Here is a 19,871-nt window from a genome sequence, read left to right on the forward strand (position 1 = left end):
AATTTTAAGAGACTTTCGGCGCGTTATCTAATTACCGATAGATGTTCAAGGAGATGATATGTTCGCACGATTAATATTGCTAGTAGGTGTAATGGTCATGTCTGGATGCGCGATTGTGCCAGATAGCATTGATGTGCCAGACAACACAACGCTCGTGTCCTACACCCAGGCGGTAACCGCATCAAATCAAGCGTTAGGTCAAAAAGCGCGTTGGGGCGGCATTGTGGTGGGGGTTGAGAATAAGCCCAATGAAACCTTTATCGAAATGGTACATTTTCCACTCAACCATTACGGTAAGCCCAGAAGAAACGATGAAACGGTAGGGCGGTTCAAGGTTAAGATTGAAGGGTTTGTCGATCCTATTGCATTTGAAGAAGGCCGCAGTGCGACGTTCCTTGGAGTGCTGACATCGCCAACCTCAGGCATGGTAGGTGAGCAGCCTTACATTTATCCCACCATCATTGCTGAGGATTATCATATGTGGCGAGAGCAGACCTCATATGACGTCAACCCGTTTTTCTTTAATTACCATACCGGTTGGTATTCGCCTTACTTTTTTGCAAACCCACGGTTTGGGCTTTACCACCCGTACGTTGGTTTTGGAAACCCATTCTTTGGTCCATTTGGTGGACGGTTTCGGGTTACCCAATACGGCGATAGGCCGGTAAAAGTCGATATTAGAAATCGGTCCTCTTCAAAAGCGCGGCCTGCAAAGCCTCAAAGCCTCGAGAAAATGAATGGTCTCAAGCAAAAGTAACGAATGAAAGTTAACAAAAAAAGGCGGCAATAATATGCCGCTTTTTTGTTTTTGTGAGGCAGGTTATGATTGCTTGGCGGTAATTATTTGCCACGGTTAGTGCGAAAAAGGAAGAAAAAAGAATGCATGACATTGAGTTTAATTTAGGTAACCAACGTATTGCCGCATTAGACAACCAAGGGAGCGGGCCAGTTATTTTGGGGCTTCACGGCTTTTTAGACAACGCCGAAAGTTTACGAGTGCTAGCGCCCTATTTACCTAACTACCGATTTATTGCGCTAGACCTTCCAGGGCACGGTTACTCTTCTCATCGTCCTCACGGCACCCATTATAATCAAGCTGACTACCTTCAAGATATCCATGCACTGATAACGTCACAACAATGGGATAAGGTAATTCTTATCGGACATTCAATGGGCGGCATACTTGCGAGCATGTATGCGGGTTTATTCCCAGAGCAGGTTGTGGGGGTTGTTAGCATTGATGCGTGTGGGCCGCTTACGATGGGCGATGATACCGCACAATCACAGATGCGAGAGGCTATTCTCAGTCGCTCCAAAAAACGCGCTAGTACGTTAATGTCGGTTGATATTGAAAAAGCCGTGAAGGCAAGGTGTAGTATATCTGATATTCCTGCAGCGTCAGCACGACAAATTTTAAAGCGCAATATTACGCAAGACGGCAACGGGAATGACGTGTGGGGGAGTGATCCTTCGCTACGAACCAAGTCTGTGTTAAGGCTAACTGAAACTCAGGCAAAAAATATCATGGAATCAGTTTTGTGCCCTATACTTTTCATTGCGGCGTCGAACAGTTTCAAGAAAGTTGATGACGTTTTTGCCGTGCGTCATGGGTGGTTTAAAAATGCTCGTGTTGAGCGTTTTGTAGGCGGGCACCACATTCATATGGAAAATGTTGATGATGTAGGGGCTAAAATTACGCAGTTTGTTGAGCAAATGTAAATTGTGCCGTTTATTTTTATTTACACTTCCTATACTATTCGCAGGTTATCAGACCAGTTGCACAGGTGCGGCGTTTTCCGCACATTGCTAGCACTACAATAATAAAGTGAAGGAGGTTTTGGTGGAAAAAACCTGGCTTAAGTATTACGACCCTCGAGTGTCCGCTGAAATTGATGCTGATCGCTATGCGTCAGTGGTCGATATTTTCGAACAATCAGTAAAAAAATATAAGGATAAGGTTGCTTTCATTAACATGGGGCAATCGATGACATTTGAGGAGTTGGATGCCCTCTCTGCACAATTCGCAGCTTACCTTCAGTCTAGCGGGCTGAAAAAAGGCGATGCAGTGGCCATAATGATGCCTAACCTTTTACAATACCCAGTGGCAATGTTTGGTATTTTGCGTGCGGGTATGGTGGTGGTAAATGTAAACCCACTTTACACTGCACGAGAACTAAAGCATCAGCTAAACGATGCCAATGCAAAAGCGATTGTTATTGTAGAAAACTTTGCATGTACGCTTGAAGAAGTCATAGCTGACACCAACCTTCAAGACGTTTACTTAACGGCACTTGGCGATATGTTACCTGCGCCTAAGCGTTGGGTAGTCAATGCAGTCGTCAAATACGTCAAGAAAATGGTGCCATCGTTTAACTTGTCAGACACAACGTCGTTTATGTCTGCGGTGCGAAAAGGCCAGTCGCTTACCTATACCCGCCCTGACATTAACCACGGCGACCTAGCGTTTCTTCAATACACTGGTGGTACAACAGGGGTGTCTAAAGGCGCCATGCTTACCCACCGTAATATGGTGGCGAACCTTGAGCAAGTCTCGGGGATCTTAGAAACCGTTATCGAAGAAGGTGAAGACTTTGTGGTTACAGCGTTACCGCTTTATCACATCTTCGCACTGCTTGCTAACTGCTTGATGTTCGTAAAATACGGATGTAAAAACTTACTAATTACTAACCCGCGAGACATGCCGGGTTTTGTAAATGAGTTAAGTAAATATCCGTTTACCATACTGCCAGGTGTTAATACCCTGTTTAACGGGTTGTTAAATACGCCAGGGTTTAGTGAATTAGATTTCAGTAACTTCAAGTTTGGTTTAGGCGGTGGGATGGCGGTTCAGCGTCCTGTTGCAGAGAAGTGGGAAAAAGTAACCGGTACGGTCTTACTCGAAGGCTATGGCCTTACTGAGTGTTCGCCTGTTGTTGCGGTAAACCCACCACAAATTGAAGCATACAAAGGCGCCATTGGTATGCCAGTGCCATCAACAGACATAAAGCTGTTGGACGATGATGGCAATGAAGTTGAAAAAGGCGATCCAGGTGAATTGTGGGTAAAAGGCCCGCAAGTCATGAAAGGCTACTTAAACCGCCCAGAAGCAACAGAAGATATTCTTAAAGATGGCTGGTTAGCCACTGGCGACATCGCAACGGTAGATGATGAAGGTTATTTCTATATTGTTGACCGTAAAAAGGATATGATCTTAGTTTCTGGCTTCAATGTTTTTCCAAACGAAATTGAAGAAGTTGCTGCGATGCATGATAACATCGTAGAAGCCGCTGCAGTGGGCGTGCCTCACGAAGCAAGTGGTGAGGTAGTGAAATTGTTTGTAGTACGTAACGATGAGTCGCTTACTGCAGAACAGGTTATCAAACACTGTCGTGAGCATTTAACAGGGTACAAAGTGCCTAAGCAGGTTGTATTTAAAGACGACCTTCCAAAAACCAATGTAGGTAAAATTCTACGTCGGGAGTTACGCGACTAACTTCGCCCAGCGCAAGTTTTTGTTTAGTAAAGCCGGCGTTTGCCGGCTTTTTTATGACTATGCAATATCAATTAATTACAACAAACCAACAGCTTGAACAGGTGTGCAACATTGCACAGCAGCAAGATGCTATCGCCCTTGATACTGAGTTCGTAAGAACTCGCACCCTAAAGCCTCATCTTGGCCTTATCCAGCTTTATGATGGGCAACAACTTGTACTTATCGACCCTATCGCTATTGACGATATGTCGCCTTTTATTGCGCTTATGGAAAACGAGGCTGTGGTAAAGGTGCTGCACTCGTGTTCAGAAGATTTAGAAACCTTTTTGAGTGCCTACAATACGTTACCTTCGCCGATTTTCGATACGCAATTCGCTGCCAGTATTTTAGGCATGGGAGCATCGTTAGGCTACGCTAAGTTGGTCGAAATTATTTGCGACGTAACCTTAGATAAGGGCGAGTCGAGAACAGATTGGATTGCACGTCCGTTAAGAGAATCTCAGCTGCAATACGCGGCTAACGACGTGCTCTTTCTTTTGCCCTGTTATCGCGTATTAGTCGAAAAGATTGTTCAAGCTGACAAGCTTGACTGGGTTTATCAAGAAATGACCTTGTTAGGCGATAAAAAGCGCGCTCAGATCCCAGAAGATTTTGCGTATCTCTTTATCAAAAATAACTGGCGCTTAAATTCAGAACAATTGGTTGTATTGCAGGCCATTGCGGCGTGGCGTCTATCGGTTGCACGCAAAAAAGATATTGCCTTAAATTTTGTATTCAAAGAGCAGCATGTATTTGAAGCTGCGCAGTACATGCCTGCGAGCAAGACAGCATTGGCTAAAATTGAAGGCGTTAGCCCTCACACTATGCGTCGCTACGGTGATACCGTTCTTACGCTTATTGCCGACGCTAGAACAAAATATGCCTCAACACCCCCTAAATTGTTATTACCCCGCGTAAAGCGGTTAATGGATTTTGCCGAGTATAAAAAGACACTGGCTGCACTCAAGACCATTAGCGATACGATTGCTAATGAACAAGGTGTGCCTCCTGAAGTGATCTCCTCAAAAAAACAGCTTAACCAATTACTGAAATGGGTTTGGTTTGAGGTTGATGAGACCCGTGTACAGCAACTCATCCCTGAAGTGCTCAGCGGGTGGCGTGCGCCCCTGTTTGAGCCGCACGTAAAAGCGTTACTCGGTACCATTCCAACAGCTTAATAGAAGAGTTTTATTATGTTATGTGCAGTCTATAAGACGCGAAAGAAGGTGGGTGCGTATTTGTATGTACTCAAAAAAGATGATTTTAGCAACGTGCCTGAAGCGTTGATGTCGCAGTTTGTAAGGCCTGAGCTTGTTACCATTCTCGCATTAGACAAGCATGAGAAGTTGGGTGTGGACAAAGCAAAATTGGTAGAAGCCCTGAAAGAGCAGGGGTTTTATTTACAGATGCCGCCGAAAGAAGAGGATTTGCTTGCCCAACATCGTGTTGCGCTAGGCCTAAATGCAACGCCGGATAAAAAGTTTTAACTATGCGTGCTATAAGTTTATTTTTGCTGTTGGTGTTCAGTACGATATCGATATGTAGCGCACAAGACGCAGAAAAATTTGATGGCTATGTGCACGCGTTAAAAAATGAAGCCGTATCAAAAGGCTTCAACGCTGATTTTTTAGAAGACGTATTCGATGACATTACGTTTAGACCATCGGTGGTCAGGTCTGATAAAAATCAACCCGAAAAGAAAATAACCCTAGATGACTACTTGTCTACGCGCGTGCCTGACTGGAAGGTCAAGCAAGCGGTAATCCACTTAAATGAGAACAAAGCTCTTCTTACTGAAATAGGCAAGAAATACGGCGTTCAGCCTCGTTTTATTGTTGCGTTGTGGGGCAATGAGTCAAACTTTGGTCGTATTCAAGGCTCTCACAGTGTGTTGTCTGCACTAGCGTCACTAGCATTTGAGGGCAGACGAGAAGCGCTTTTTAAAAAGAATTTCTTCGCAGCACTAACCATCTTAAGCGAAGGCCATACAACCGTTGATAAACTCAAAGGTTCGTGGGCAGGAGCGATGGGGCAAAGCCAATTTATGCCTGTATCGTTTCTGACTTATGCGGTTGATTACGACGGTGACGGTAAAAAAGATATTTGGAACAACACTGCCGACGTATTTGCTTCCATTGCCAATTACTTGTCTTCTGAGGGCTGGGACGAGAACGGGACGTGGGGCAGACAAGTGCTGCTTACATCATCAATTGCTGACTATGGGCTGGCCAAGGAAGCGTATAAACCCCTTTCATATTGGCATGACAACGGCGTAACACGTTATAACGGTGCACCGCTACCCAAGGCGAATATTTTGGCCTCATTGATTATGCCTGACGGCGAAGATGGACGCATTTACCTCGTCTATAATAACTTTCATACCCTGATGAAATGGAATCGCTCGCAATATTTTGGCGTGTCTGTGGGTTATTTGTCAGAAAGAATTAAACGAGGTTACTAGTGATGTATCAGCATAAAAATATTCAAGGTGAAGTAATTTCCTTACCGACAGGCAAAGTGGTGTGTATCGGTCGTAATTATCTTGACCATATTGATGAAATGAAATCGGAAGTGCCAGCAGAGCCATTATTGTTTATGAAGCCAAAGGCGGCGCTATGTCACCTTAATGAGCCGTTGTGTATTCCTACAGATAAAGGCGAGTGTCATAACGAACTCGAAGTGGCTATTTTATTGGGTAAACCGTTAGTCAACGCCGATATTGATAGCGTAGGCGATGCCATCTGGGGCGTAGGTTTAGCCCTCGATTTAACGCTAAGAGACGTACAGGCGAGTTTAAAAGCGAAAGGGCAGCCGTGGGAGCGAGCCAAAGCGTTTGATTTCAGCTGCCCGGTATCTGGCTTTATTCCGGTGTCACGCGTTACTCAATTGCAAAACCTCAGCTTTTCATTGCACATTAACAATGAACTTAGGCAACAGGGCAATACCAGCATGATGCTACATAGTATCTCTGCCCTCATTGCTCACATGTCTACCGTATTTAGTCTAGAAGCCGGTGATATTATTTTAACGGGCACGCCAAAAGGAGTAGGGCCATTGTTGTCGTCAGACCGTCTCACGGTTTCGCTTCGTGATCACTTCGACATATCCACGAAGGTGGCAGACTAATGAGCCAACCATTTTGGGAAACAAAAACGCTAGAAGAGATGTCGCAACAAGAGTGGGAATCACTGTGCGACGGTTGTGCAAAGTGTTGCTTACATAAATTCATTGACGATGATGCAACACAGGCCGAAGGGCCGACCGATTACATTAATGAAAACGAGCAAATTCATTACACCAATATTGTATGTTCGCTGCTCAACACCAAAAAGTGCGAATGCACTCAATATGAAAAGCGTACGCAGCTAGTCCCAAGCTGTGTAAAGCTAACAAAGGCAAACCTCAAAGACATATTCTTTATGCCGCCAAGCTGTGCTTACCGACGCTTACACGAGGGTAGAGGGCTTGCCTCTTGGCATCCATTATTGAATAAAGGTAAAAAGCACGTCATGCACCAAAAGAACATGAGTGTGCGAAATAAAACCGTATTTGAAACCGATGTAGATATGGAGTATTTCGAGGACTATATTGCGCGTTGGCCGCTTGATGATATTGACTAACGCGCGTGTGCGCTTACGGTGCTATAACAGCATAAAGAAGCGCATCGCGACCAAATACACGCTTTCTACATAACCCTTCTTTTACTGCCCCAATGCGCTCTGCAACCCGCAAGCTTGCTTTATTATTGGGCTCAATAAAACACTCCAGTCGATGCAAATTCATTTGGCTGAAGGCCAGTTTTTTCAATGCTTCACATATTGCAGTAGCCAAGCCTTTTCCGCAGGCGTCTTGGCGTAGCCAGTAGCCAAGGTTAGCGGTAAAGTGAGTGTGGTGTATGTGATTTATAATGCCCATTCCAAGGCACTTTTCATCATGCATTAGCAGGTATGTAAGGCCATAATCATTACGCCGAGCGTCTTCCATTGCATCAATACATTGCTTTGATTGCATAGGGGTTACGGGGCACACCGATGAACCAAACCACGGTTTAACGTGACTAATAGCATGTTGGCCTGCTTCACATAGCGCCTCAGTGTGTTTGGGCGCTATGCGTTGAATAGTTACAGGTCCTTGCTCGGTATGGATAGGTGGCAACCGAGAGGGCAGAATGGATAAATCAATCAAAAGGGTTTTTTATCCAACAAGCGACATAAAAATACGACGCTAAATACAATAAAATAAGCGGCGAAAATGATTTGCATCCATTCAGCCATGCCCATTGATAAAAACTGCCATGCATCGTTAAGGCAGTCACCCTCGGCGGCAAATATGGCTGGTATCCATTCATGAAGCTGCAGCCAACTAGGGAAGTTAGGCACAATTTCACAACTTGCAAAGAACGGGTTTGCCGCATTTAAAATACCCACATGCTCTGTAGCAATAAGATAGCCCCAGCCAGCAGATACAGCCCATCCAGAAAAACCTAGCATACGCGTAAAGCCATTGTTGCTAATCAAGACAATTAACGACGCTAACACAATGCCATACATCGCTGTGCGTTGGTAAATACACATGATGCAGGGTTTCATTCCCATCGCGTATTGAAAGTACAATGCTGCTATTTCAAGGCCTAACGAGGTAGCAAAAAGCACAAGCCACGAAGACTTGTGCTCTGCCCATGAACTAACAGTATGAATAACTGATTGCATGATTTTCCTTAATGACCCACTGCCTTCACACCAGCTTCAATGACGCTATGGTGCTCAATTAAGTGCATGTCATATAACCATTGCGTCGCATCAGACAGGCCCCAAAGGGTAGCCAACAAGCCCACAATCGTTAACACGATAGTGTATGGCAGTGCCATGATAACCATTTTGCCGTACGACAAACGTAATAGCGGCGCAATAGCTGACGTAAGCAAGAATAAGAATGCGGCTTGTCCATTCGGTGTGGCAACACTAGGTAAGTTTGTACCCGTGTTAATGGCAACGGCTAGCATATCGTATTGATCGCGAGTGATTTGACCGGCTTCTAGCGCGGCAGTGACTTCGGTGATATACACCGAGCCCACGAACACGTTGTCACTAACCATCGAGAGCACGCCATTGGCAAGGTAGAACATGACCATCTGTGTTTCACCTTCAAAACTTAACACCCAATGGATCACAGGTTGGAACAAGCCCTGGTCGATAATAACGGCAACCACACCAAAGAAAACACATAACAGTGCAGTAAACGGTAAGGCTTCTTCAAACGCTTTGCCCAACGCATGTTCTTCAATAACACCGCTCATCGACGTAGCAAGTACAATAACCGATAAGCCGATAAGGCCTACCGACGCCATGTGCGTAGCAAGACCAACAATTAACCAAATACCAATTAATGCCTGAACGACAAGTTTTGCTGATTCGCGCTTACTGCGACCTTTGTCCATGTGGTCGTTGTATTCGCTTAAAATCGTTCTGACCGCAGGTGGCAATTTAGCACCATAAGTAAACCAGCCAGTTTTTTCTAAAAGAACGGTAGTTAGCAATCCACAAACGAACACAGGAATGCTGACAGGCGCCATACGAAGGAAGAATTCTAAGAAATTCCAACCAGCTTTATCGGCAATAATAAGATTTTGAGGTTCGCCAACCATGGTCATAACGCCACCTAGCGCCGTACCCACTGCAGAGTGCATCATTAGGTTACGCAAGAATGCACGAAAATCTTCTAGGTCGTTGTGCCCTAAATCAGACACCACTTCATCGCTCGTATGGTCATGATCAGAGTGGAACTCTTTTCCCGATGCAACTTTATGGTAAATAGAATAGAAGCCAAGACCAACGCTGATTATCACTGCCACCACGGTTAACGCGTCTAAGAACGCAGAGAGAAATGCAGAAGCAAAAATAAACGATAACGACAGCACAAGCTTATTTTGCACTTTTATCACCAGTTTGGTGAACAAGTACATAAGCAAGTCTTTCATAAAGTAAATGCCGGCAACCATGAATACCAGTAGTAATAATACTTCTAGGTTCACTTCAATTTCATGCATCATGTGCCCGGGGGACGTCATTCCAATAAACATCGCTTCTATTAGCAGCAGCCCGCCAGGTTGGAGGGGGTAGCATTTTAATGCCATCGCCAAAGTAAATATAAACTGAATTACGAGTGTCCAACCTGCAATATATGGGTCAACCATAAAGAGCATGGGATTTACGATGAGAAAAGCGATGATGGTTTTCTTATACCAGTCGGGCGCGTGTCCCAGGAAATTCTTATAGATCGCAGAGATCATGGAGGTTTGCATGAGTTCCTGTTCCTTTTACAACAATAGCCTTCCGAAGTAAATTTTTAACAGAAGACGTTATGTTTACTGTCTGGTTGTTGGTTAAGCGTTTTATCGATAGCAAAACTGGCAAGTTATCGATATTACGACACTTTGTTGTTGTCATTATAGTCGGGATTTAAGCGTACACGATATTACAACCTTGAGAAAGCAAATCACAGACCTTAAGAAGCGAAAGTTACTCGGAAATTCCGATTATGAAGTCAGTTAAGAAGAACAATGTCGATAAAAGATAATAAGTGTCTATTTTTTAAGCGTAAAAAGGCGTTTCGCGCTTTTCAGGACCTTAATTTGCACTGAACTTGCAACTGAATATGAAAAAATCCTCAGCAAAGTTTATAAAAATGTTAATACCGGTCGAAGACTTGTTATATTTCGTTGTGCTAATAAATAAGCATCTGGTACAATCAGTTATGAAAATGTTAGTACGTGCAGGCGATTATTTATGATTTACAAGGCGCAGAGCCCAGCTGGGTTCGCCGAAGAATATATTGTGGAATCGATATGGAGCGGTCGTTTTCCTCCAGGCACAATTTTGCCTGCGGAAAGAGAGCTATCTGAGCTTATTGGTGTTACTCGAACAACTTTACGAGAAGTGCTTCAGCGTCTTGCGCGTGACGGTTGGTTAACTATCCAGCATGGAAAGCCAACAAAAGTGAATAACTTTTGGGAATCGTGTGGCCTCAATATTTTAGAAACGCTAGCTAGGCTTGACCAAGATGGCATTCCAGAATTAGTCGATAATCTATTGGCGGCTCGTACTAACTTAAGTGCAGTATTTATTCGTGGTGCAATCAGAAATAACCCGAAAGAATCCGCTGACATTATTGCTCGCTATAAAACGGTTGAAGAAGACGGGCTAGCGTTCGCACAGTTCGACTACCAAATGACACACGATTTGGCATTAGCTTCGAACAACAATGTATTCGTGCTGATGATGAATGGTTTTAGAGGCCTGTATTCTAGAATAGGTGGTTTCTTTTTCTCCCATCAACAAGCGCGAGATATTGCTAAGCAGTATTACGCTAAGCTTCTTGAAGTGGCAGAGCAGGGTAAGTACCAAGATGTGCCTGTGGTGGTAAGAAATTACGGTATCGAGAGTGGTAAGGTGTGGCAAGACGTTCGTGAGAGCATGCCTAAAGACATCGTAGACTGATTGTGTCGATAAACCGATTCGATGTGCAAAACGCTCCTTCTTAGGGGCGTTTTTCATTTAACACCCTTAAATATGAAGAAAACATGCTTTGTAACAATTTACACTCTTCATTTATTGCCGCTATATCCCTATCTTAGAGCGTTGGTTTATGTCTCAACATCGTCTCGAGCCAGGTTATCGTATCTCGTGCTTCACGTCGCAACTTTCTACAAGGGTAAAGAATGAAATATTTTTGGATAGCACTAGCAACAAGCACATTGCTTGCTGGTTGCGATAATAACAACAGCCCCTCGTCGCTTGATTCCACAGCGCCTAATGCAACAACATCGAAAGAAGTGATAATGTTAAACCTTGATAAACCTGCTCCAGTGGCAAAAAAAGTGCCCCATGCATTAGATGCCCACGATATCACGCGTACCGATGACTATTATTGGATGCGCGACGATAGCCGTACCGATGAGGCTGTGCTTGCGCATCTTGAAGCAGAAAACAGTTATGTCGACCATGTAATGGCACCACTGAAGCCAGTGCGCGAAGCACTATTTGATGAATTGGTATCACGTATTGAAAAAGACGACACCACAGTCCCCGCGTTTTCCAATGGCTATTGGTATTATAGAGAGTACTCTGGCGACAACGAATACCCCGTTTACCTTCGAAAGCTAACGCTTGATGGTGCCGATGAGGTTTTATTGAATCTTAATGAGCTCGCAAAAGGGCATGATTACTTTAATGTAGGTGATTATGACGTAAGCGAAAATAATAAACTGCTGGCCTACTCTCAAGATACCGTTAGCCGAAGAATGTATACCATTCTTGTTAAAGACCTAACAACCGGAACACTACTGAATGATGTACTAGAAGAGACGTCTGGTAGCGTGGTGTGGGCAAATGACAATAAACACTTCTTTTATGTAAAAAAAGACCCGCAAACGTTGTTGGGATATCAAGTATATCGCCATGAATTGGGCAAACCTCAGTCAGATGACGTGCTGGTGTATGAAGAAACCGACGCTACCTTCTATACCTCATTAAGTAAAAGCAAAGACAACGACGTCATTTATATCAATCATAACCACACGGATAAAACAGGTGTTACTTTAATAGATGCCAATAAGCCCACGGCACCTACTAAGCTATTCTTATCTATTAAAGATGGACAGGAATATGACATAGCGAAATTGGGAGCGCATTATTACGTGCTTACCAATATAGATGCCAAGAACTTTCGTGTGATGAAAGCGCCTGCGTCTTCTACTGATGATGTCTCGACGTGGGAAGAGGTTGTTCCACATAACCCAGATGTTTACATTCAAGACATCACCGTAATGAACGATCACCTTGTTATTAAAGAAAAACAAAATGCTGTACCTCGCTTAAGCGTAGTAAATTTAACCACTAACGAACGCAAAGATATTCCAACCACGGACCCTATCTACGGCGCATACTTTACGTCGAATACACAAATAGATACCGATACGGTGCGGATTTATTACAGTTCGTTGACCACGCCAGCTTCGATTATTGATGTAAACCTTAATACGCTCGAATCGACGGTGAAAAAACAAACGAAGGTGTCGGATAGCTTTGCTTCAGACACCTATGCATCTGAACGCGTTATGATAAATGCCCGCGATGGTGAAAAAGTGCCAGTATCGTTGGTCTACAATAAAGCGATGTTTAAAAAAGACGGCACGAACCCGCTCTATCAATATGCTTACGGGTCTTACGGTAGTACGATAGAGCCAACATTCAGAAGTAGCTGGATTTCATTGCTTGACCGCGGTTTTGTAGTAGCCATTGCGCATATCCGTGGTGGTCAAATGTTAGGCCGTGACTGGTATGAAGATGGCAAAATGCACAATAAAGTGAACACATTTACTGATTTTATTGATGTCACTACAGGGCTGGTTGATGCAAAGTATGCTGATAAAGACAACGTCTTTGCGATGGGAGGCAGTGCAGGTGGCTTGTTAATGGGCGCAATTGTCAACATGGCACCTGAAAAATACAAAGGTGTAAGTGCACACGTGCCGTTTGTTGATGTTGTAACGACGATGAGCGATGCGTCTATTCCGCTGACCACCGGTGAGTACACCGAGTGGGGAAATCCTGCCAATAAAGACGAGTTTGATTACATGCTGTCGTATTCACCTTACGACCAGGTAAGCGCGCAAGATTATCCGCATATGTTAGTTACCACCGGGCTTCATGATTCACAAGTGCAGTATTTTGAGCCGATGAAATGGGTAGCAAAACTTCGCGATATGAAAACGGACGATAACTTACTGTTGTTTGAAACCAATATGGAAGCAGGTCATGGCGGTGCATCTGGGCGGTTTAAACGCTTTGAGTCAACGGCACTCGAATACGCGTTTGTGCTACACCTAGCTGGTGTCGCAATGTAATCAATGTAGAAAACGAAGAAAAAAAGCGATATTTGAAAAAATATCGCTTTTTTTCGTTTTTAGTATGCGGTTTCTAATTGTGCTCTATATAGTCTATTTCAAGGTGTAAATAGTCACACCGCAATGAAACCATATTAGGAGCTGAACATGACTACTACAGATACAATCAAAGGTAAATTAAACGAAGCGGAAGACATGGCGCGTAAAATCTGGTTAGCAGGTTTAGGTGCATACGGTAAAAGCGTAGAAGAAGCGCAAGGCCGTTATGAGAAGCTAAGTGAAGAAGCAACAAAAATGTTTGACGAGCTAGTGGTAAAGGGTGAAACCCTTGAAGACGACGCACGCAGCAAATTCAAATCAACCACCAATGATGTTGAAAACCGTGTTGCTGATGTACGTAAGAAGCTTGGCCTTGATGCAGAGCCACAAGATCAGCGTATCGAAGAGCTATCTGCAAAAATCGACGCGCTTACAGAAGCGGTTGCTAAATTAGCTGCTAACAAGGGCTAAAACCTTACACATTTTCGGCTCAAAGAAAACACGTGTAAAGCGAGGCTGTACTTATAGCCTCGCTCCTATCCACCGCTTCACAAGGAGGCTTTATGTCTACTAAGTACAAGTCATCGCCCATTTTCGGTTGGCTTACTGCGGGTTCGGATCTACTCACCGCACAGCTTGAATCCGTTGCCCAAACCGTAAGTGACAGGCTTGATGATACACATGAAATCATGTTGTCTATGCAGGAAAAGGGTGTTCAGGTTGAGAAAGAATTGAAACAAGCTTTACCCACGGGAAACCTTTTTTCATCAGTCCAAGGGTTTGTTTCATCTATGCCTCTTTTTTCGTTATTGTCTGGTGGCAAAAACAAAGCACAGAAAGAGCAGCAGTTAACCGCATTATCAAACAAAGTCGATTTGCTCATCGAGCAGGTAGCACTGCTAGCGGCAAAAGAAGCAGCGCAAAAGTCTGCGCAAGCATCAGCCAAAAAAGCGGCGGCTGAACAGAAACCTCGTGCTACACGTGCTAAGCCTGCGGCCAAAGCAGCAGCTGATAGCAAAGCAAGCACTGCGCCAGCAAAGGCGGCAGTAGAGGCGAAAGCAGAAACGGCTAAAAAAACGCAAGCGGCGTCGTCAAGTAAGGCGAAAACGACCACGACCAGAAAGCGTCGTGCGCCAGCAAAAAAAGCCGGTGAAAAAGCAACGAGTGCTAAGCCTGCTAGTACTAAGCCAGCTAGTACAGCGACCAATGCGTCAGCGCCTGCGGCATCGTCGACATCTACAGGGTCAACGAAAACATCGCAGTAATCTCGTTAACGTTTACGTTAAAAAGATGCCCACATGATGTGGGCATTTTTGTTACTGGCTACCTGTTTTTGCCCACAAATTTTGATGTTTCTTGAACGCAAAAAAGTCGTAAGGTTCCCAGAAGCTGGGAACAAGGTCATCTACGGCATCGGGTGTAAAGTTACTAGAAAGCTGACTCATTATTTCGCGTAAACGGTCTTTACCTACACGCATTAGCTTCTTTCTATTAGCAGGAAAATAAAGGTTCAGGCTCTTGGCAACCACTTCATGATGCCCGTGATTAATATACTGCTGATTTCGGGTTACGACCTTTATGGTGGGCTCTGCTGGGTGTTCAGGGTTAAGCCCAACCACAATACCACATTCAAATTGGTCTTTTTCTTGACCGTTTTCATTAACAGGAATGTACGTTACGCCAAAACCCTGTGGAAAGTAGCCCACGATATTAATGAAATCTTCAGCAAGTTGCTTGTTTAGCACGCCCTTCTTCGACAGTTGCTCAATGAGCAAATAGCCTTTTGGAAGTTCTTTTCGCGTGTAGTCCGATTTGGTTGAAAGGATAATCGACACATAAATTTGTGGGATCTTAATTATCTCGCCCAACCCTGTTTTTGATATAAATGCGTCTTTAACCGTGTTGATAAGAAAGGCTTGAGCGTCATTTTGGGTAGCAACGAAGCGCGCGCGTTCTTCTTTGCTATTACCGATATAAGCCTGTGTGCCCAGACCGTCGGATAAATACTTCATGGTATGGTAATAATTTAATTTAAGTAACTCCTTACGCTGCGTTTCTTCAAGCAACCTAAATTCACTTAACTCGTTATTTTCGCCGCGCAGTATGGTTATCGCATCGGGACTTTGCAGCCCCACATCTTGAAGCAACGCCGCCTTTATCACAGGTGTAGCCAGTTCTAGTCGCCATTTTTGTTGCCAATACCGATTCCCGCTAAAGCGCGATTTGGCCTCGCGATACTTAGATAGATAAGGGTGTGCAATGGTTTCATGATTCAGCAGTTTATCAATTAATCGAAGCGCAAGTACGGCTTTGTAAAGAGGCTTGAGGCGTTGGTGATGAAGCTCGAACTTTCCCTCAGGACCACGGGTGAGAAGCATCAGCGTACCTAAGAACTTAGCGCTTTGCTGTTGTGTTTCAAGCCAGGAGTCCCCTTCACTTAGGGCGACCAATTTATTACAGATATCATTAACGCGTGCCAAACGTTCTAGGCGCTCCTCGTCTAGTTTCTTCTTTACGCCTTTTAGTTTTTTTTGAAGTTGCGCTACTACGTCTGCTTTTTCCGGCGCGTCTTTTATCTTGTCTATGTCGCTTTGAATGGCTTTTGCGTGTTTTTCTAATTCAGGCGTAATACCAAAATAATGCCGAGCGTCTTCAAATACCGAGCCGTAACCTGACTCTTGAGGATAGACGAGATCGATAAGTTTTTTTACTTGCTGAGTATAAATACTATCAGGGCTGTTTTGTTGTAAACTCACTATTGTCCTTCACCATCATTTACTGCGCCTGTGCTTTCTGGCAGGTGGCTAGAACTCGACTTAATGACCTAGCTCTAGCGCTTCGCGTTTTTTCAATTGGGCAAGATAATACCGCAAAGTTTCACTAATTTTGGTATTTCTTTCAATAACATCGAGCTGCGGCCACGTCGCTTTCTCTCCACTATCGATTAACGCGTTAATGCTTTCTATTGTTGGGTTCGCTAACACATGCGATAAGTTACTCAACTGGCGCTTTGGAAGAATATTAATGTTTCCCACATATTGCTGATCGATAATAGACCGAACTTTATGGATCGCAAGCTTAGCACTTTTATTTGCGACTAATCGTTCCACTAAGTCGATAGCGAAAATACTGTTACTTTTAGCAAGCTGGCCAATATGACGAGCCGACATATCCCAAATCGATCGCGGGTCGATCCTGTTCGCGGATATAAAAGGCACGGCAACGGGGTTGGTTTGGCTCACAATACTGTGGTTAACGCCGTATAGCCTAGCGAGTCGTTCATAGGGTAAGTCAGCCATTAACGAGCCGTCGGCAAACCGTCTGTTTGGAATATACGGTACGACCTCTCCCGCTTGATTCTTCGCCTTTAATTGTACTGGGCTAAACACTACGGGCACCGCGCAAGAGGCTCTAACAGCCTGCGTAATAATAGCATTGGGTGATGTCTTCGCATTCAGCAGACGAGAGTGTTGATGTAAATCAGCAGGTGAAACCGTAATGGTGATATGTCTGCCTGTTTTTTTAAACGCTTCTTCAAAGGTAGTCAGGTCGAACAACTCAATCAGCGCGTTTTCAAGCACCGAGCTGTCAAATAAACTGTTTTTACCCAAGCCTTTAAATTGTCGCCAATGCTTAAAGGTTTCGTAAATAAATTCTGCGCTTAGCGACTCGGTAAGCTCGTCATGTGTGCGCGTGCCCAGCATGGCGGCAATAATTGAGCCAGCACTTGCACCAGACACAACCGTAGGTAACACGCGTCTTTCGTTAAGCGATTTCACTACGCCACAGTGAAAGAAGCCGAGGCCCGCACCGCCTGACAACATTAGGCAACTGCGTCCAAATGCGTGCGCGGTTTCTTCAAAAAATGACAGCTTTTCGTAAAAATCTACGTCTACTTCATCACTTTCGTATATTTGATCAAGGGCCAATTTTACTTCATTGATAAATTGCTCAATGAGTACTTTTGTTCCCACTTTGCATTCGCTGCGCATGACAGGGTTGGCAATGTTTCCTAAGTTACCGTGCAGCCCTTCGTGCAGAATGGACATCAGCGCATGAATATCAGCGTTACCGCGCGCTATTTGAAGGCGTTGCACACGCTTTCTAATTAGTTTGTAGTCATAATCGTCAGAGGCATCATTTTCTTTCCATTCTTGTGCACCAGAAATAACGTCGTGTTCAAGGCTTGCTTCTTTAAACGCGTCGTAATTGTCTGCATGTTCAATATCTTGTTCTAGTTTTCTTAGTCGGAAATCAAAAACAGCCATAATTTTGTACCCATTTTTCCTAATAAAACTAGTGTAATGGTTAATTTTAGAATTCACTACCTAAGTCATGATATCAGTGAATCGTATAAATGATGAGTAATAGAATGCACGAAGATGTCACCGTTTTCGTGCTTTTTATTGATTTGATGCAACGAAAATCGACGGAATAGGCAAATTAAGAATTGACCATTTACTACACACTCAGTAGCCTGACTATGATAATAATAAATAAGGCAAGATACTCGCTGTATGGAATGGAATTTAGAAACATTAAGTTTGCTTTCAATACCATTGATTAGCGCAATCGTTGGCTGGTTAACCAACTTTCTCGCGGTAAAAATGATGTTTTATCCTATTGAGTTTATTGGGGTGAAGCCATTTTTTGGGTGGCAAGGCCTTATTCCTGCTAAACGCAGGGAAATGGCAGAAATTGAAGTAGAGCTAGTGCTTGGCAAGCTATTAAGCGTAGAAGAACTTGCCGGTCGTCTTGACCCTGACGAGCTAACTAATGCTATCGAACGCCGTTTAAAGCAGGTGTTACGTAAAGTGGTTAACGACGTCATGGCAGAATCGGCGCCGCAAATTTGGGCCGCACTTCCTGTTCAAGGCAAAAATTTAGTGTATCAACGAATTGAAAATGACATTCCCAATGTTGTTCATAAGATGGTTGATGACTTTCAATATAACGTCTCCGAAATTCTCGATATAAAAGAACTGGTTGTTGAGCAACTGGTAAATGCGCCCGAACTCATTAATGAAATTTTTCTCACCGCGGGAAGTAAAGAGTTCCCATTTATTGTGCGCTCAGGCCTGTATTTTGGCTTTCTATTTGGGTTGCCCACCATGTTGTTTTGGTATTTTTACCAAGCGTGGTGGATCCTTCCCCTTGGCGGGTTGCTAGTAGGGTATTTAACCAATTGGATTGCGATTAAAATAATTTTTGAGCCCAAACACCCGAAAAAGCTGGGGCCAATTACGGTTCAAGGCATGTTCTTAAAGCGGCAAAAAGAAGTGTCAGAGGTGTATGCGTCTATCATTGAAGAAAAGCTCATTACGCCAAAGAACATCACGCATATCATTTTACATGGTTCGGGCTCTGCGCAGCTTTTAGAGTTAATTGAACTGCATGTTAACGACGCTATCGAGCGCTATGTAGCAATTGCGCAACCTTATTTTGCGCTAGGGGTGGGGTCAGAAAATTATCTAAAAATGAAAGCGCTAGCGGTAAAACAAATTTTTGATAACTCAGATAAGTATCTGCTTTATGCGTTCGATTATGCAAATGGTGCGCTACAGATAGGTCATGATTTAAGTGAGCGTATGCAAGAGCTTACGCCAGAGGAATTTGAGGGTGTACTTCGTCCAGCGTATCAACAAGACGAATGGAAGCTTATTCTAACCGGCGCTGTACTTGGCATGTTAGCCGGTATTGCCCAGCTCTACTTGGTGTTTGTCTAACATGAAAACAGCGCAACGTATCTTACTGACTGCATTAGCCTTGTTTAATCGCCACGGCGAGAACACAGTAACCAGTGTGGATATTGCGCTTGAGTTAGATATTAGCCCGGGGAACCTGTATTACCATTTCAAAGGTAAAGAAAGCATGGTGGTGGCACTGATGCACATGCACGAGGAGCATATGCAACGCGTGTTAGTGTCAGATAAGTTAGAAGCGTTACACGCGGAAGATATTATGTACTACTTGTATCTTCTTATCGATAGCTTACATGTGTTTCGGTTTTTCTACCGAAGCCCTGCAGATTTAGCAGAGAAATACCCCGCTATCGTGAAAAAACGAAAAGCGATCTTATCGAAATTAAATAGCCAGCTTTCAATGTTAATCGGCCAGCTTCACGACAAAAAACTGCTTGAAGGTAGCGACGCAGATAGAACGTTATTAGTCGATTTAATTTCACTTATTCTTACTCAGTCTTGTCAGTTTGACGAGCTGAATAGCCATATGGATGAAACGGCTCAGCGTTATCATGCGCTGTCGCTAATGATGGTGAGCTTGTTGCCGCGCTTAAGGGTCAGTAATAAAGAGCTCGACGCAATAAAAGTGGCGCTTAACACGCACACTTTTGCAAATAAAGCACAGGCCACACCTGCATTCAAGCTTGAATAACAA

Annotated in this window: 19 protein-coding genes; 14 read left to right on the forward strand and 5 right to left on the reverse strand. The window is 44.0% G+C overall.

Going from position 1 to position 19,871, the window contains the following annotated elements:
- The first annotated feature begins 58 nt into the window (after positions 1–58).
- From AC27EZ_RS16970 to AC27EZ_RS17005, 8 genes are all read left to right on the forward strand, one after another.
- Positions 59–757 carry a Slp family lipoprotein gene (locus AC27EZ_RS16970; RefSeq protein WP_487136462.1) on the forward strand — a complete coding sequence of 233 codons (699 nt, stop codon included), beginning with the start codon at positions 59–61 and terminating at the stop codon, positions 755–757.
- 122 nt (positions 758–879) lie between these two features.
- Positions 880–1,719 (forward strand): alpha/beta fold hydrolase, encoded by an 840-nt coding sequence (locus tag AC27EZ_RS16975; RefSeq protein WP_487136463.1) that lies wholly within the window; start codon positions 880–882, stop codon positions 1,717–1,719.
- Between the two features lie 121 nt (positions 1,720–1,840).
- Positions 1,841–3,493, forward strand: a complete 1,653-nt coding sequence (gene fadD, locus AC27EZ_RS16980; RefSeq protein ID WP_487136464.1) for a long-chain-fatty-acid--CoA ligase FadD — start codon at positions 1,841–1,843, stop codon at positions 3,491–3,493.
- A gap of 53 nt (positions 3,494–3,546) precedes the next feature.
- Positions 3,547–4,710 carry a ribonuclease D gene (gene rnd / locus AC27EZ_RS16985; RefSeq protein WP_487136465.1) on the forward strand — a complete coding sequence of 388 codons (1,164 nt, stop codon included), beginning with the start codon at positions 3,547–3,549 and terminating at the stop codon, positions 4,708–4,710.
- Between the two features lie 15 nt (positions 4,711–4,725).
- Entirely contained in the window at positions 4,726–5,019 is a 294-nt protein-coding gene (locus AC27EZ_RS16990; RefSeq protein WP_487136466.1) for a YcgL domain-containing protein, read from the forward strand.
- A gap of 2 nt (positions 5,020–5,021) precedes the next feature.
- Positions 5,022–5,993: a lytic murein transglycosylase gene (locus AC27EZ_RS16995; protein ID WP_487136467.1), complete on the forward strand. Its 972-nt coding sequence runs from the start codon at positions 5,022–5,024 to the stop codon at positions 5,991–5,993.
- 2 nt (positions 5,994–5,995) lie between these two features.
- On the forward strand, positions 5,996–6,658 hold the full coding sequence (locus tag AC27EZ_RS17000) for a fumarylacetoacetate hydrolase family protein (protein WP_487136468.1): 663 nt from the start codon (positions 5,996–5,998) through the stop codon (positions 6,656–6,658).
- Positions 6,658–7,152 carry a YcgN family cysteine cluster protein gene (locus AC27EZ_RS17005; protein ID WP_487136469.1) on the forward strand — a complete coding sequence of 165 codons (495 nt, stop codon included), beginning with the start codon at positions 6,658–6,660 and terminating at the stop codon, positions 7,150–7,152. The genes AC27EZ_RS17000 and AC27EZ_RS17005 overlap by 1 nt, the downstream gene beginning before the upstream one ends.
- Before the next feature lie 13 nt (positions 7,153–7,165).
- On the opposite strand, the gene AC27EZ_RS17010 is transcribed toward AC27EZ_RS17005, so the two are convergent.
- Genes AC27EZ_RS17010 through nhaB form a run of 3 tightly spaced genes read right to left on the reverse strand, consistent with a single transcriptional unit; the run spans position 7,166 to position 9,833 of the window.
- On the reverse strand, positions 7,166–7,717 hold the full coding sequence (locus AC27EZ_RS17010) for a GNAT family N-acetyltransferase (protein ID WP_487136470.1): 552 nt from the start codon (positions 7,715–7,717) through the stop codon (positions 7,166–7,168).
- Positions 7,714–8,241 carry a disulfide bond formation protein DsbB gene (gene dsbB / locus AC27EZ_RS17015; RefSeq protein WP_487136471.1) on the reverse strand — a complete coding sequence of 176 codons (528 nt, stop codon included), beginning with the start codon at positions 8,239–8,241 and terminating at the stop codon, positions 7,714–7,716. Before dsbB ends, AC27EZ_RS17010 begins: the two co-directional genes overlap by 4 nt.
- Positions 8,242–8,249: 8 nt before the next feature.
- Positions 8,250–9,833, reverse strand: a complete 1,584-nt coding sequence (gene nhaB / locus AC27EZ_RS17020) for a sodium/proton antiporter NhaB (RefSeq protein WP_487136472.1) — start codon at positions 9,831–9,833, stop codon at positions 8,250–8,252.
- A gap of 484 nt (positions 9,834–10,317) precedes the next feature.
- On the opposite strand from nhaB, the gene fadR reads away from it, so the two are divergent.
- From fadR to AC27EZ_RS17040, 4 genes are all read left to right on the forward strand, one after another.
- Positions 10,318–11,028, forward strand: coding sequence for a fatty acid metabolism transcriptional regulator FadR (fadR, locus tag AC27EZ_RS17025; RefSeq protein ID WP_487136473.1), 711 nt, complete (start codon positions 10,318–10,320; stop codon positions 11,026–11,028).
- A 221-nt stretch (positions 11,029–11,249) separates the two neighbouring features.
- Positions 11,250–13,436, forward strand: coding sequence for a S9 family peptidase (locus tag AC27EZ_RS17030; RefSeq protein ID WP_487136474.1), 2,187 nt, complete (start codon positions 11,250–11,252; stop codon positions 13,434–13,436).
- 147 nt (positions 13,437–13,583) lie between these two features.
- Positions 13,584–13,946 carry a phasin-related domain-containing protein gene (locus AC27EZ_RS17035; RefSeq protein ID WP_487136475.1) on the forward strand — a complete coding sequence of 121 codons (363 nt, stop codon included), beginning with the start codon at positions 13,584–13,586 and terminating at the stop codon, positions 13,944–13,946.
- Positions 13,947–14,038: 92 nt separating this feature from the next.
- The gene (locus AC27EZ_RS17040) at positions 14,039–14,740 is read left to right on the forward strand and encodes a hypothetical protein (protein WP_487136476.1); all 702 of its coding nucleotides are present in this window, start codon (positions 14,039–14,041) and stop codon (positions 14,738–14,740) included.
- Between the two features lie 51 nt (positions 14,741–14,791).
- Here AC27EZ_RS17040 and AC27EZ_RS17045 read toward each other — a convergent pair whose 3' ends face one another.
- The gene (locus AC27EZ_RS17045) at positions 14,792–16,231 is read right to left on the reverse strand and encodes a hypothetical protein (RefSeq protein ID WP_487136477.1); all 1,440 of its coding nucleotides are present in this window, start codon (positions 16,229–16,231) and stop codon (positions 14,792–14,794) included.
- 60 nt (positions 16,232–16,291) lie between these two features.
- Positions 16,292–17,743: a DUF3336 domain-containing protein gene (locus AC27EZ_RS17050; protein ID WP_487136478.1), complete on the reverse strand. Its 1,452-nt coding sequence runs from the start codon at positions 17,741–17,743 to the stop codon at positions 16,292–16,294.
- A gap of 249 nt (positions 17,744–17,992) precedes the next feature.
- Between AC27EZ_RS17050 and AC27EZ_RS17055 the strand changes: the two genes are divergently transcribed.
- Both AC27EZ_RS17055 and AC27EZ_RS17060 read left to right on the forward strand, forming a co-directional pair.
- On the forward strand, positions 17,993–19,201 hold the full coding sequence (locus AC27EZ_RS17055) for a DUF445 domain-containing protein (protein ID WP_487136479.1): 1,209 nt from the start codon (positions 17,993–17,995) through the stop codon (positions 19,199–19,201).
- A gap of 1 nt (position 19,202) precedes the next feature.
- Positions 19,203–19,868: a TetR/AcrR family transcriptional regulator gene (locus AC27EZ_RS17060; RefSeq protein ID WP_487136480.1), complete on the forward strand. Its 666-nt coding sequence runs from the start codon at positions 19,203–19,205 to the stop codon at positions 19,866–19,868.
- Positions 19,869–19,871 lie beyond the last annotated feature (3 nt).

It is taken from the genome of Alteromonas sp. 4NH20-0056, assembly GCF_057539655.1.

What these genes read in the sequence shown, in the direction of transcription:
- AC27EZ_RS16970 (WP_487136462.1), top strand. Translation starts at nt 59, where the DNA reads ATGTTCGCACGATTAATATTGCTAGTAGGTGTAATGGTCATGTCTGGA.
- AC27EZ_RS16975 (WP_487136463.1), top strand. Translation starts at nt 880, where the DNA reads ATGCATGACATTGAGTTTAATTTAGGTAACCAACGTATTGCCGCATTA.
- rnd (WP_487136465.1), top strand. Translation starts at nt 3,547, where the DNA reads ATGACTATGCAATATCAATTAATTACAACAAACCAACAGCTTGAACAG.
- AC27EZ_RS16990 (WP_487136466.1), top strand. Translation starts at nt 4,726, where the DNA reads ATGTTATGTGCAGTCTATAAGACGCGAAAGAAGGTGGGTGCGTATTTG.
- AC27EZ_RS16995 (WP_487136467.1), top strand. Translation starts at nt 5,022, where the DNA reads ATGCGTGCTATAAGTTTATTTTTGCTGTTGGTGTTCAGTACGATATCG.
- AC27EZ_RS17000 (WP_487136468.1), top strand. Translation starts at nt 5,996, where the DNA reads ATGTATCAGCATAAAAATATTCAAGGTGAAGTAATTTCCTTACCGACA.
- AC27EZ_RS17005 (WP_487136469.1), top strand. Translation starts at nt 6,658, where the DNA reads ATGAGCCAACCATTTTGGGAAACAAAAACGCTAGAAGAGATGTCGCAA.
- dsbB (WP_487136471.1), bottom strand. Translation starts at nt 8,241, where the DNA reads ATGCAATCAGTTATTCATACTGTTAGTTCATGGGCAGAGCACAAGTCT.
- nhaB (WP_487136472.1), bottom strand. Translation starts at nt 9,833, where the DNA reads ATGCAAACCTCCATGATCTCTGCGATCTATAAGAATTTCCTGGGACAC.
- fadR (WP_487136473.1), top strand. Translation starts at nt 10,318, where the DNA reads ATGATTTACAAGGCGCAGAGCCCAGCTGGGTTCGCCGAAGAATATATT.
- AC27EZ_RS17030 (WP_487136474.1), top strand. Translation starts at nt 11,250, where the DNA reads ATGAAATATTTTTGGATAGCACTAGCAACAAGCACATTGCTTGCTGGT.
- AC27EZ_RS17035 (WP_487136475.1), top strand. Translation starts at nt 13,584, where the DNA reads ATGACTACTACAGATACAATCAAAGGTAAATTAAACGAAGCGGAAGAC.
- AC27EZ_RS17040 (WP_487136476.1), top strand. Translation starts at nt 14,039, where the DNA reads ATGTCTACTAAGTACAAGTCATCGCCCATTTTCGGTTGGCTTACTGCG.
- AC27EZ_RS17050 (WP_487136478.1), bottom strand. Translation starts at nt 17,743, where the DNA reads ATGGCTGTTTTTGATTTCCGACTAAGAAAACTAGAACAAGATATTGAA.
- AC27EZ_RS17055 (WP_487136479.1), top strand. Translation starts at nt 17,993, where the DNA reads ATGGAATGGAATTTAGAAACATTAAGTTTGCTTTCAATACCATTGATT.
- AC27EZ_RS17060 (WP_487136480.1), top strand. Translation starts at nt 19,203, where the DNA reads ATGAAAACAGCGCAACGTATCTTACTGACTGCATTAGCCTTGTTTAAT.